This window comes from Sphingobacterium sp. BIGb0165 (assembly GCF_024810095.1).
Lineage (GTDB): Bacteria > Bacteroidota > Bacteroidia > Sphingobacteriales > Sphingobacteriaceae > Sphingobacterium > Sphingobacterium detergens.
This window is the reverse complement of sequence record NZ_JANUEB010000003.1, coordinates 328,193-341,955: the sequence shown is the minus strand read 5'-3', so window position 1 is coordinate 341,955 and position 13,763 is coordinate 328,193. Positions and strand designations below refer to the sequence as shown.

Sequence of the window (13,763 nt, the reverse complement as noted above, 5' to 3'; positions counted from 1 at the left end):
ATTAAAACGTACACACAGATGAAAATATTAGCATTTGCAGGAACAAGTAATAAGAATTCTATCAATAAAACTTTTGTAACAAGTACTTCCAAATATTACAAAGAAGCTGATGATAGTGTAGAGTTTCTTGACCTCAATCATTTTGAAATGCCTATTTATTCTTATGACAAGGAAGTAGAATTGGGCATTCCACAATTAGCGCATGATTTTGCAGCAAAAATGGATGCCGCGGATTTCTTGCTTATTTCACTTGCGGAACATAATGGCTCCTATACTTCAGCTTACAAAAACATTGTTGACTGGGTATCACGGATTCCGAATCGCAAAACCTTCAATGGTAAGCCTGTTTTCTTATTAGCTACTTCTCCCGGTCCAATGGGTGGCTCAACTGTACTGAATGCAGCAGTCAATAGAATTACCTGGGATGGTGCTGATATCCTAGACTCATTCTCCCTACCTGAATTTCATAAAAATTTTGAAGAAGGAAAAGGTATTACCAATCCTACTTTAAGAAGCCAGCTCGAGGCTAAAGTACGTAAGACTAAACGTGCTCTTGCAGAAAAATTAACGGTTCAAGGTTAACAAAAGATTAACAAATAACCATTGTAAAAACCTCTTTTAATATGTAAATTCAGAACCTACTAAAAGAGGTTTTTGATATGGCAAAAAAAATATTATTACTTGTTGGAGACTTTGTAGAAGACTACGAAGCGATGGTTCCATTTCAAGCGATGGGATCAATAGGAATAGCAGTTGATGCCATTGCCCCTGACCGAAAAAAGGGCGATGTGGTGCCTACCGCGGTACATGATTTTACAGGTGATCAGACCTATAAGGAATTACGGGGTCATAATTTTGCGATCAATAAAGATTTTGATCAGGTCAACCCTGAAGAATACGATGGACTCTATATTGCAGGTGGCCGTTCGGCGGAATATATCCGTCTTAACCAACGTGTATTGGAAATTACTAGGCATTTCTTTGAAAAGAATAAGCCTGTTGCAGCAATATGCCACGGGATTCAGGTATTGACAGCAGCAAAGGTTCTGACAGGGCGTACATTGACAGCCTATGTCGCTGTAGGGCCGGACATTGAATTGGCAGGTGGTATCTGGAAAAATATTCCAGCTGATCAGGCTGTTGTAGATGGAAACCTGGTTACATCTCCTGCTTGGCCCGGACATCAGGCTATCTTAAAAGAATTTTATAAATTATTGGATATAAACATTACTATTTAAGCGTATTTTAATGAAGAAGAATAAAAAGGTATGGCTTTTGGTCATCCCGGTTTTAGTGTTGTTGGGTTTTATTTTAAAAGATACTTTCAATCAGAAAAGTATCGAAGATCTTCCTGGCGGATTTAAGGAAGTTGCTTTTGTTAGGAATGAGCAGAATAAAGGCGGGATTATCCGTATTTATGCCGTCACAGTAGGCGACCTATTGAATGCAGATTATACAGCCTGTCTGGAGCTCCTGCCAGTCAACGATTATGGCAGTACAACCACCGCATATTTTTTCGATCGTACAGCTCCTTACCCTACGACATTGGCAATTGATGCCCCGCATTTTGACGGTACCAAGTATAAAGCGGTCCAGATTTCAAAAAAATACGGAAAAAAGAAATAACAACACAGTCAACGATGTTGTTCACCCCAAAAGGTATCGCACTTTTTGGGGTATTTTTTTGGAAGTAGATGAAGAAAAAATAAATTAATAATTCTTTAACACGAAAAAGTTCGTTTATCGCGCCTAGACCTATAGTTTTGCTTCTTAAATTTATGTATATTTAGCTATGGCGAAAAAATTTATTCCTAGAGATGTTAGCTGGTTGAGCTTTAATGGCAGGGTATTACAAGAGGCTGCAGATGAGACTGTACCTTTGCCCTTAAGGATCAAATTTTTAGGTATATTTTCCAATAACCTGGACGAATTTTTTCGTGTACGTGTGGCAGGCCTCAAACGTGCCATCGACCTCAAGGACAAAAGTGCCAATCAATCTTTTTATGAAGATCCGCAACTGATTTTAGAAGAACTCAATATCCGGGTAATCAAACAGCAAAAGAAATTTGATAACACCTGGAATCGGATCCAAAAAGATATGGCCAAGCAAAATGTCTTTATCAAGACGAGTGAAGAGCTTAGTCCGGAGCAACAGCAGTTTGTCAGTGAGTATTATCAGGATGATGTGGAGTCGAATGTCATTCCGCTAATTCTAGATGATGTTCGTCCAATGCCTTATATCCGTGACAAGAGCCTCTATTTAGGTATCGCCATGGGAAAAAGCGAATGGCAATATGAAACTAAGTTTGCCCTAATTGAAATTCCCACCAGCCAGAACGGACGCTTCGTCCAATTGCCGGCACCAAAGGATGAAAAACATATTATTCTTCTCGAAGATGTCATTAAGTTCAATCTTCCATTGATATTTTCCTATTTTGGTTTCGATGTATTCCATGCACATGTGTTTAAGGTCACGAAAGATGCAGAATTCGATATCGATAACGACATCAATACAACGCTGGTTGAAAAGATAAGTAAAGGCGTCAAAAATAGACGGAAAGGTAAACCGACCCGTTTTATCTTTGATCAGGAGATGGATCCAAAACTCGTCGAGTTTCTGATCAAAAAACTCAACTTATCCAAAAAAGATAGTATCATACCTGGACAAAAGATCCATAATTTCAAGCATTTTATGGACTTCCCCAATGTGTTTAAGTCCTATCACCAACCACAGGAGAGAACTTCATTTCCACATCCCTATTTTCAAAATTATGAACGGGTCACCGATACAGTTTTGAAGAAAGATGTTCTACTCTCCTTTCCTTATCATGAGTTTAGGCCTATCATTGACCTGCTACGTGAAGCAGCAATGGATCCGGATGTGAAAACCATACAGATTACAGCCTATCGCTTAGCTTCGAATTCCAAAGTCGCCAATGCATTGATAAATGCTGCCCGAAATGGCAAGGAAGTAACGGTCATGCTTGAACTGCGGGCACGATTTGATGAGGAGAATAATCTCGACTGGAAAGAAAAACTTGAATTGGAAGGCATCAAGGTCCTAACGGGAATTCCCAATAAAAAGGTACATGCCAAATTATGTGTTATCAAAAAGCGGACTGGCGCAAAAACAATTCAATATGGCTTTGTCAGCACCGGAAATATCAATGAAAAAACGGCCAAATTATATGGGGACTACTGCCTGTTGACGAGCAATAGAGATGTCATTGCGGATATTAATAAAGTTTTCAATTACCTCAGAAGACCAAAATCAGACCCCGCTGAGATGATCAAAAACTGTAAAAGCTTATTAATCTGTCCAATTGATATGCGCAGGGAGTTGCTGCATTTTATCGATCTGGAAATCGCAGAAGCTAAAGCTGGCCGAAAAGCAGCTATCATTGTCAAAGTAAACTCGTTGAGTGATAAAGATATGATTAAAAAACTTTATGATGCTGCAACAGCTGGCGTTAAAATAGATCTTATTATCCGCGGGATTTATTGCGCGATGAACCAGAAAACATTTAAATCCCCGATGAATGCAATTTCAATCGTCGACGAATATCTGGAACATGCACGAGTCATGTATTTCTACAATGCCGGTAAAGAATTAATGTATATCTCCTCGGCGGATTGGATGACCCGAAATTTAGATCATCGTATTGAAGCTGCTGTAAAAATCACCAGTAAAAAAATCAAGGAAGATTTAAAGGAAATGCTTTACATTCAACTAACTGATAATGTTAAAGCTCGTATTTTGAACAATTCCCTAAGCAATCACTACGTCGAAAATAAAAAGGAGCCTTGCCGCTCACAGATCGAGATCTACAACTATTTAAAAAGGAAAATAACAGACCATTAAGTATATTTCCTGACAAGCCTCAGGCATTCATTTCCTGAGGCTTGTCTTATTTATCCTGTTGTTATTGTTTACAATACACTTTCAGCTCATCGCTCAATGCTAGAATTGATCATCAAAGTTGTATCTTCATCCTATGAAACTCAATTTCTGTCTATCCATTGGTCTTGCTTTTTTTGCCTTCCAAACGAAAGCCCAACAAAAGATGCCAGCAACCTTCGTCTACGTAAAAGAATTCATCCCGACAATTACCCTCGAAATGCGTTATTTTGGAAGCCACAATTTTACAGGGAAACCTATCCGTGGCTACGAAAAACCTGTTGCAATCCTGACCAAGCGTGCCGCATTGGCCTTACAGCAAGTTGAACAACATCTAAACAATCAAGGCTTGGCATTAAAAATATTTGATGCCTATCGTCCGCAACGCGCAGTTGATCATTTTAAAGCCTGGTCACTGGCCACCCAAGATACGATCGCTAAGCGGGAGTTCTATCCAGAGCTGGATAAGAAAAACTTATTTAAACTCGGTTTCATTGCGACCAAATCAGGACATAGTCGCGGTAGTACCGTCGATTTAACATTGATCAGTCTTAAAGATCACAAAGAAATAGATATGGGCGGTCCTTTTGATTTCTTTGGTGCCGTCTCTCATCATAACTATACCAAACTAACTGCAAAGCAAAAGGAAAACCGCAGGATACTACGTGAGGCTATGGCTAAATTTGGGTTTAAGGCCTACGATAAGGAATGGTGGCACTATACCTTAAAGGATGAACCCTATCGTAAAACATATTTTGATTTTATTGTAAAGTAAGCATGTCCTCTATCGATAAACTCATTGACAACAGAGATTTTTTCGCTTTTCACATCAAGGGAAACAAATCCAAACCGGTCTTCAGCCCACAGCAACAACATGTATTGGCGAACAAAAGCCTTTATTCACTCTGCCTAATAAAAAAGGGGGAAACCTCTTTTATTATAAATGACGAACGGGTACAAGTTGGACAGCATCATCTGCTCTTGACTCACCCCTCGTCGAAAGTCAATGGTGCATCTGTCACCAAATCTTGGGACTGTGAAGTTTATTTGATTTTCTTTAGTATAGATTTTACGTTTAAATTGGAACTTCAAAAAGACTTTTTTGACTTCACAAAAAAGTCGCTCGCATTAAATAGCAATCACATTTTTTCACTTTCGACACCAGATTCCGCAAACCTGTCTAACCTATTCAAGCAGTTTATTCATTACGACAAGCAAGGTGGGGACTATATTTTCAAGCCACAGATTATCAAGTCGCTAACGGAAGTGTTGTTTTGTGAAATCGCACGTTTAGCCAGCCAAAATATCAAAAATATTCCCGTGGTACCTTCACGGAAAAGAGAAATATTGGCCAATTTCTACTTGCTATTAAAACAATCTTTCCATCGGGAACATATGGTACAGTTTTACGCTTCAGAATTAGGTATTACCCCCAAACACCTCTCGGTGATCACGAAAGAACTTACCGGAAAGCCAGCAATAGAATTGATTCAGAATGTTCTGGTGGAAGAGGCTAAATGTTTGCTCCGTCAGGGGCTATCGATCGGAGAAATCGCGAAACAGCTCCATTTCTCAGATCAGTCTTTTTTTGGAAAATTCTTTAAGCGAAATGTGGGCATATCGCCTAAAGAATTTCGTCAAAAAGCCTGATTAAACAAAATCCTTGAGATCAAAGATGGTACTAAATTGTTTATCTGCGGCAGAAGTATCCTGTAGTTTATCTTCGCCCCAAGTCTGTCCTTTCAGCCATAGCGTCTGACAACCGACAGCCTTTGCTGGCGCCATATCCTTACTATAGGAATCACCCACGACTAATATCTCAGCAGCAGGCATACCCATCGCCTCGACACCAAGTGCATAAATTGCAGGATCTGGTTTACGTACTCCCACTACCGCTGACTCGACAACCGCTTTAAAATATGATAAAATCCCAAAATCAGCCAGCACAGCTTTTAGATTTCCATAGAAGTTGGATACCATCACAATGGGATATTGATCGCCCAGAATAGCCAATAACGGCTTTACCTGTGCGACAGTATCCTTGGCAAGAGAATAACCGTCAAATGCGATTTTATCAGCCAACCGCATATCCAGATCATAGCCAGCTGCTATAAGATATTCAAACTGTACTTTCAATTTCGCTTCAAGTACTTCCAGGAAATTGAAATCCGGTTTAATAATCGGCTGAATCGCCATTTGACGTTCGGCGTAGGCGTAGGCTTCTTGAAAGGAATTCAGGTTAACCGGAACTTGATATTTTTCGTAACCGGACCATATCACTGCCCCCCAATGTCCCCCATTCGTATCTAATGTACCACCGTAATCAAAAATGATCCCCTTAATTATAAACTTATCCATTGCTATTTCTTTTTAACTAAACTCATCCAACCTAAACCAATCATAATCCAAACAATCTCTCTGATCCTTGTCACGATCCCCATAAAAATACCGACCGAAGCAGGCAGGCCTATGCTCATCACAGCCATCGCCAATCCACCTTCACGAGTCCCCAATTGCATTGGAAAGAAGAATACCAAATTGGCAAATAGCGAGGATCCGGAACTGATGATCATCGCATCAATAAAATCGATGTTGATATCCAGTGCAAGGCCAATAAAATAGATCTCAAAACAGCCGACTACCCGAGCAACAAATTCCCAGAAAAGAGCCGTATAAAATCGGTCTCTACGATTTTGAAATAGATTCTTCACCTGTTGGTCAACATCGTTCAATGTTTCGAACTTTGCCTCCAGCAGATTATTGATTTTCATTCCAACTAAGGGCAAGCGCGATAAGGTCTTTAATAAAGAAACTGTAATTCCTTTTTTATAGAATTTTGTAAACAACCAGGTGCATACAATAGCCATGACAAAAATTACGGCACAGGCAACATCAACCAAGGTACTCGCCGGCACAAACCATAGAATCAGGAAAACTGATACCACCCAAAATAAAATATGGGATAGAATGTGCATAACGCCATATAACAGAACGGATGATCCTGCTTTTGAACCGCCAACATAATTTTTCAGTTCGATAATGCGGTAAGGTTCTCCCCCTAGCGCCACAAATGGCGTAATGTAATTAATCGCATAACCAGACACTGTTAATTGCAAAACTTTCCAGAAAGGAACATTGGTCTGCGGCAATTGCGGCTCCTGAATAATCGCTTTAAAAGCTATGGCATTCATCCAGTAAAGAACAGCCCAGCTACCCAATACCGGCAAAAACCACCAACCAATTTTCTCCAGATTCGTCCAAATCTCCTGAACTCCCATTGCATGAATCATATAGGCCAAGGTGCCTATACCAATCAGCATAAAGAGTACTTTATAGATTTTACTCCCCATAAGTTGGATCGTTTGTTAATTTATCAACAAAATAACCACTTACCTTTTCCTGTCTATTACACATATAGATTAAGATCGGGTTTAAAACAAACATATCAAAGAAAAAGTAAATCCACGGTTGACCGATAAACAACCAAACAAAAAGGAAGATTACCCGTGTATTGAACTGCACAATGTTGGTGTACTTCATCAATGGTTTATTTTTCATTCTGAAATCAACCATCAATTGTTGGGGCAAATCATCTTTATATCGGGATTTGACGATATGCAATAACTTCTGCAATTTTGGGGATAGCTTTTCCTGATTTCGGGTGTAGCCCATATAACCATTCAACACAAACTTGCTAAAAAAGTTCTTCCGCCAGGATAAGGCATCGTAATCAACTTTCAAATCACACGTATTATCCAATTCGCTTCCTGCCTTACCTTTGATAAAAAAGAGGTGGACATTGCGGTAATAGTCAGCCATTGCAGATTGCACCATATGGGACACTCCAGCAAGGATACAAAATACCCACAACCATTCCGGCCAGCCTTCATTGATACTGCGCAAACAGATGGCAATATGGATGGAAGCAAACCAAAAATCGCCCGCAAAGCCGTCCAAAATACGACCAAAGCGACTCTTGTTATCTGTCATCCGGGCCAACTGTCCATCTGCACTATCCAAAGAGTTTGCAAAGACCAACAACAGCATTCCGATCACATTAATCCATAGATCTTGGTAATAAAATAAAATACCGGCCGCAACACCAAAGAAAATACTTATGATCGTCACAGCATTGGGTGTAATCCCAATTTTAGCACATACCTGTGCAATACGAAAACCAATTGGTCTATAAAACCAAATATCTATTTTCTCTTCTGTATCGTTGGATTTTAAAGATTGTTCGAATGCACTCAAATTCTCTTCTTCGATTACATTAACTTGTTCTCTCTGCATTGTGGTTCTTTTCAGTAAATTTATGGTAAACCATTTGTGCAATGGCTTCAGCTGCTTCTGCCCGACAAGGAGCAAAACTGGGCCAATCATTTAGATCAATAATATGAAAATCTCCATTTGCATCAATAATCACATCACCGCCATAGATATGGACATCCAGCACTTCCGCTGCGCGATTGGCTACTTGCTTTAAATTAGCCAAATCAAATGGAAAATGGACAACTTCATCATTGATCTGTTCATACAAATCGTACTTATGATGATTATGTTCATAGGGATAAAAGTAGAAAAAGAAATCGGTATCCCTAACCGCATAAAACTTTAATAGATCTCCTGCCAGATGCTCAGAGATAACGGCTTCCTTAATCCCCCGGAGCGCATATTCGTTTAGGATATGCTGTGCTTCTTTGAGACTGGCTGCAAAAGTGACATCCTCTTTATGGATTGCATGGAAGTCTCCACGTTTGATCCAGACACCCTTTCCTTTCAGTTTTTCAAAAATAGCCTGCATGTCTGCGACTGTCGAAATGACGATACTCTTCGGATAAGGAATTCCCCCTTCCAATAATTTGAGTGTCATATTTTTTCGAAAACAGCTCTCAATACCGAAACCTGAATTCAATACGTTAACACCATTATTTTGAAGAGATTGCAACTTCTTAACCAAGGTCTTTGTTCTTCCCATTGTCAGAACATTTTTCTGTTTGATAGCATCCAAAGCTAAGAATTCGTCTTCATTACAAATTTCAACTGACGCACCTTTCTCGGTCAATTTTAGCACAACTTCATTAAATATTGCAGCATCATTCCCCACATGATTGGGAGAAAAACGGTTTTTACGCGTCACGCCTAAAATAGAAATCATTTCGCTCATTTTACTAACTAACTTCCTCACTCAAAAACTGTTCCGCTACAATACGGTCTTTCAAGTGATCGATATCGACTACTTTTTCAAACACAAATGCCTCAACATGCAAATTATCTTCCAAAAGCGCACGTTGAAAGTTACGCATTCTGGAATTTCCTGCCGCAACAGAACTTAATGCACAGCTCATTGCCGCTTTACGAAAGCAATAAATACCTCCTGAAACAAATTTTGTTTCCGATGTAGCCTGATCTAAAAATGCTTTCACGTTTAGCTCCTGATCTGTGTTCACATAAAGCGGACTCTCATCGTCGACAAATGGTGTGACGGCCATAAAAGCGTCTGCATTTTCTTTTTGCTGGAAAGCTGTTAGGTATTCGTGAAATTCATGGGGTCTAAAAACAGTATCTGTGGTTGTCAGACAACAGGAGGTCCAATCTGGATTGCTTTCGACCAATAAGGCAAAACTATGCAGGGAGCTTGGTGTATCCTCCTCGATCAGGACGATAGGAAGCTCGAAGGCTGTATGCGTTAAAAATGTCTTCAATTCAGGTGATTGTCTGTTGATAATAACATGCACTTGCTGCGCACCTTCTTTAGCAAAGACACGAATCAATCGTTCAATTAATGGAACACCATGTAAAGGTAGCAGGGGCTTAGGCAAATTAAAGCCTTCTTTTCGCAATCGAGATCCTTCTCCCGCCGCAATGATAGCAAATTCCATTCCTTCTAATTGCAAAATAAAATCATTCATTAAAAAAGTAAAACCCCTGTCACGATCTTAACGTTCGCAAACGCAAAAATTTACAGCGGGTTATTTCCGGACAATTGCTTGATAGCCCCCTCCACCATCTCTAAATAGAGCGGGTTATACAAGTTTATACACTAATTGTCCTGAAGAAAAAGGGGAAGAACTACCCTAAGCAATTATTCCCCTTTTTATAAAGGTAATTTATTGAATACTGTCTACTAACTCTTGGTAATAATCTAATCCCAAGTGCGTAATCAAATCCTCGCCCATAATATGACGCAAGGTATTTTGCAACTTCATTAATTGTTTGAAGATATCATGCTCAGGAGGTAAACCTGGTGCAGTTTGTGGGGATTTCAAGTAGAAAGACAACCACTCTTGGATACCTGACATGCCAGCACGTTGCGCCAAATCAATAAATAATGCCAAATCCAATGCAACCGGAGCTGCTAAAATTGAATCCCTACATAAGAAATTAATCTTAATTTGCATTTTGTAACCTAACCAACCGAAGATATCGATATTATCCCAAGATTCTTTATTGTCACCGTGAGGAGGATAGTAATTGATACGTACCTTATGGTATAGATCACCATATAGCTCAGGATTCTTTTTCGCATCTAAGATTTCTTCCAATACGGATAATTTAGAAACTTCTTTCGTTTTGAAATTTTCAGGATCATCCAATACCAATCCATCACGGTTACCTAAAATATTTGTTGAAAACCAACCTTCAACGCCAAGTGCTCTTGCCTGAAGACCAGGAGCAACAATTGTTTTCATCAATGTTTGACCTGTTTTAAAGTCTTTTCCAGCAATTGCAACACCATATTCATGAGCTAATTCAACGATCGCAGGAACGTCACACGTCAAGTTTGGTGCACCATTAACATAAGGAGCGCCTTCTTTTATAGCCGCATAACAATAGATCATGCTTGGTGGAATGCGTTGATCGTCTTTATCCAAAGCCTCTTCTAATTTTGCAATTGTTGAGAAAGCTTCGTTTGTTTCAATATAGCGTTCAGTAGAGCCACACCATACTATTACAACACGGTCTAAGCCGTTTTTTTCTTTAAATTCGCGGATATCACGTTGTACGGCATCAGCCAATTCGCGACGTGTTTTTTCTGATTTGATGTGCGTGCCGTCCAAATTTTTAACAAAATTGCGATCAAACACAGCTTTCATTGGTTGAATTGCTTCCAATTCAGCTTTTACAGCATCAAGTTGGCCTTGTTCTAATACCTGTGCTTTTGAAGCAGCTTCATATACGTTATCTTCATATACGTCCCAACCACCAAAAACCACATCTTCCAACTTTGCCAAAGGGACGAAATCCTTGATTAAAGGATTTCTATTCTCCGTGCGCTTACCTAAACGGATTCTGCTCAATTGAGAAACAGATCCTATTGGTTTTGAAAAACCTTTGTTTATAGATGCCACACCAGCGATCAATGTTGTAGCCACAGCACCCAATCCCGGAATAAGAATACCCAATTTACCATTGGCATCTTTCACTTGTTGTCCCATATTAATTCTATATACTTAAATTGTTATTTAATTGATGTTTTATGATAAAATAATTCTTAAAATTAGCTTAAAAAAACATATTTCATATCCATCGTCACTTTATTTATAAAATCATGACAATTGCTATTTCAATACCTATTCGAAGGCGAAAGAAACGAGATGAAATAAATAAGCACCCCGAGCTTACATCGTCCATCTCACTGAAATATAAGGCATTTGATCATACTTGCGAAAACAAAATATAATCATAACTAATTTAACTCAATATATTAACATTAAAAAACTAATCCAAATACAATTCGAAAAAAGTTATTCTTTCTAAAAAATTGGTCAATTTTTCTTTTTCTATTCTATATAAATATGACAATAAAATTGGAAAATGACTTCGGGAGCGTTACCTTTAGGCTGATAATTGATGAAACCGTCATGAGTTTAGGCTAAACGACTATAGGACGTTTATATAAACCATGAAAAATCAACATTCCTAAATAATTATTTCAATGAAAACTACAATTTCGTTTCTGGCTTTAGCATTGTTAACCGGGAGCCAGCTCCATGCACAGACTGCCACAGATTCCGCTTATGTTCGGGATTATTATGAGAAAACCGAAGTAACGGTTCCGATGCGAGATGGCAAGAAATTGTTTACCGTAATCTACAGCCCCAAAGATAAATCCAAGAAATACCCCATTTTATTAAACCGAACACCTTATACCGTGGGGCCTTATGGCCAAAATGAGTACAAGAAAAGTTTGGGCAACTTCCCATCGATGATGCGGGAAGGCTATATCTTTGTCTATCAGGATGTCCGTGGAAAATGGATGAGTGAAGGCGATTTTGAAGATGTTCGGCCAACAAATCTGAGTAAAGATAAAAAAGCGATCGACGAGAGCACAGACACCTACGACGCTTTAGAATGGCTACAGAAAAATGTGAAGAACTACAATGGAAAAGCGGGTCTCTATGGGATTTCCTACCCCGGTTTCTACTCCACAGTGGGGCTGGTCAAGACCCATCCCAGCCTCAAAGCGGTCTCGCCACAGGCCCCGGTGACCGATTGGTTTATTGGGGATGATTTTCACCACAACGGTGTATTATTCCTGCAAGATGCTTTCACATTTATGTCAACATTTGGTGTACCACGTCCAAAACCGATAACCCCCAATCAATTCAAAAGTAACATTCAGATCAACGAGGTCGATAAATATAATTTTTTCCTTGAAGGCGGAACCGCCAAAGAGCTCAAAGAAAAGTATTTTGGCGATTCGGTCAAATTCTGGAACGACCTCTTCAAGCATCCCAACTACGATGAGTTTTGGAAAACACGTGTCATCACCAATTACCTACAAGAGGTCAAACCAGCTGTGATGGTTGTTGGCGGTTTTTTTGATGCCGAAGATGCCTATGGTACATTTAAAACCTATCAATCCATTGAAGAAAAAAGCAAAACAAATAATTCGATTTTGGTTGCGGGTCCCTGGTATCACGGCGGATGGGTTCGCGCAGCAGGAGATCATTTGGGCGACATTCAATTTGAGAAAAAAACAAGTATCACCTATCAGGAAAAATTTGAACAGCCTTTTTTCAGTCACTACTTAAAAGAAGAAGGTAGCTTCTCTGCTGCCGAGGCCAATATCTTTATTTCGGGGAGTAATGAATGGAAGCAATTTGAACAATGGCCGCCAAAAAATGTCGAAACAAAAAAACTTTATTTTCAGCCACAGGGCAAACTTGGTTTTGAGAAAGTCCAACGCACGGATTCATGGGATGAATATGTAACGGACCCCAACAAACCTGTTCCACATCAAGGCGGACTCATCCAAAACCGTACACGCGAGTACATGGTCGACGATCAACGTTTTGCAGCCAATCGCCCCGATGTTATGGTCTACCAAACAGCAGCTTTGACCGAAGACATTACCATTGTCGGCCCGATCAAAAACTTCCTTAAAGTATCATCAACAGGTACCGATGCGGATTATGTTGTTAAACTCATCGACGTTTATCCCAATGATGCTCCCAGTTTTGAAGGAAAAACAATGGCGGGATACCAAATGATGGTCAGAGGTGAAATCATGGCTGGAAAATACAGAAACGGCTTTGACAAACCACAGGCATTGACTCCCGGTTTCGTAGAAAAAGTAGATTTTGTGATGCCAGATGTTGCGCACACCTTTAAAAAAGGACATCGTATCATGGTTCAGGTACAAAACTCCTGGTTCCCATTGGCGGAACGGAATCCACAGGTATTTATGGAACCCTATACAGCGACCAAAGCCGACTTCCGTAAAGCAACACAGCGCATTTTCCATGATGTCAATAATGCGACCTATATCGAATTTGACATCTTAAAAGATTAAATCGAGGTGAACCAACTTGACGATATCAACAAGTGGTTCATGAGTAAGCTATCCACATAGACAGCA

Annotated in this window: 13 protein-coding genes; 7 read left to right on the top strand and 6 right to left on the bottom strand. The window is 39.6% G+C overall.

Annotated features, from left to right (window positions below):
• Positions 1–18: 18 nt before the first annotated feature.
• From M2408_RS07960 to M2408_RS07935, 6 genes are all read left to right on the top strand, one after another.
• Positions 19–582, top strand: a complete 564-nt coding sequence (locus M2408_RS07960) for an NADPH-dependent FMN reductase (protein WP_259180637.1) — start codon at positions 19–21, stop codon at positions 580–582.
• Between the two features lie 77 nt (positions 583–659).
• Positions 660–1,238, top strand: a complete 579-nt coding sequence (locus M2408_RS07955) for a DJ-1/PfpI family protein (RefSeq protein ID WP_120260819.1) — start codon at positions 660–662, stop codon at positions 1,236–1,238.
• Between the two features lie 10 nt (positions 1,239–1,248).
• Positions 1,249–1,626, top strand: a complete 378-nt coding sequence (locus M2408_RS07950; RefSeq protein ID WP_259180632.1) for a hypothetical protein — start codon at positions 1,249–1,251, stop codon at positions 1,624–1,626.
• A gap of 166 nt (positions 1,627–1,792) precedes the next feature.
• A complete protein-coding gene (gene ppk1, locus M2408_RS07945; protein ID WP_259180628.1) occupies positions 1,793–3,862 on the top strand; it encodes a polyphosphate kinase 1 in 2,070 nt (689 codons plus the stop codon).
• 133 nt (positions 3,863–3,995) lie between these two features.
• Complete coding sequence (locus M2408_RS07940) at positions 3,996–4,673, top strand: M15 family metallopeptidase (protein ID WP_259180627.1); 678 nt, start codon at positions 3,996–3,998, stop codon at positions 4,671–4,673.
• A gap of 2 nt (positions 4,674–4,675) precedes the next feature.
• On the top strand, positions 4,676–5,548 hold the full coding sequence (locus M2408_RS07935; protein WP_259180625.1) for a helix-turn-helix domain-containing protein: 873 nt from the start codon (positions 4,676–4,678) through the stop codon (positions 5,546–5,548).
• On the opposite strand, the gene M2408_RS07930 is transcribed toward M2408_RS07935, so the two are convergent.
• The 6 genes from M2408_RS07930 to M2408_RS07905 form a co-directional block, all read right to left on the bottom strand.
• On the bottom strand, positions 5,549–6,256 hold the full coding sequence (locus M2408_RS07930) for an HAD family hydrolase (protein WP_259180623.1): 708 nt from the start codon (positions 6,254–6,256) through the stop codon (positions 5,549–5,551).
• A gap of 2 nt (positions 6,257–6,258) precedes the next feature.
• Positions 6,259–7,248 carry a lysylphosphatidylglycerol synthase transmembrane domain-containing protein gene (locus tag M2408_RS07925; protein ID WP_259180620.1) on the bottom strand — a complete coding sequence of 330 codons (990 nt, stop codon included), beginning with the start codon at positions 7,246–7,248 and terminating at the stop codon, positions 6,259–6,261.
• The gene (locus tag M2408_RS07920; protein ID WP_259180619.1) at positions 7,238–8,191 is read right to left on the bottom strand and encodes a CDP-alcohol phosphatidyltransferase family protein; all 954 of its coding nucleotides are present in this window, start codon (positions 8,189–8,191) and stop codon (positions 7,238–7,240) included. The genes M2408_RS07925 and M2408_RS07920 overlap by 11 nt, the downstream gene beginning before the upstream one ends.
• Positions 8,172–9,056: a hypothetical protein gene (locus M2408_RS07915; protein WP_259180617.1), complete on the bottom strand. Its 885-nt coding sequence runs from the start codon at positions 9,054–9,056 to the stop codon at positions 8,172–8,174. Before M2408_RS07915 ends, M2408_RS07920 begins: the two co-directional genes overlap by 20 nt.
• A gap of 13 nt (positions 9,057–9,069) precedes the next feature.
• Positions 9,070–9,810: an NTP transferase domain-containing protein gene (locus tag M2408_RS07910; protein WP_259180616.1), complete on the bottom strand. Its 741-nt coding sequence runs from the start codon at positions 9,808–9,810 to the stop codon at positions 9,070–9,072.
• Positions 9,811–10,008: 198 nt separating this feature from the next.
• Entirely contained in the window at positions 10,009–11,337 is a 1,329-nt protein-coding gene (locus tag M2408_RS07905) for an inositol-3-phosphate synthase (RefSeq protein WP_259180615.1), read from the bottom strand.
• Between the two features lie 500 nt (positions 11,338–11,837).
• Here M2408_RS07905 and M2408_RS07900 point away from each other — a divergent pair, with 500 nt between their 5' ends.
• A complete protein-coding gene (locus tag M2408_RS07900) occupies positions 11,838–13,697 on the top strand; it encodes a CocE/NonD family hydrolase (protein ID WP_259180613.1) in 1,860 nt (619 codons plus the stop codon).
• The last annotated feature ends 66 nt before the right edge of the window (positions 13,698–13,763 follow it).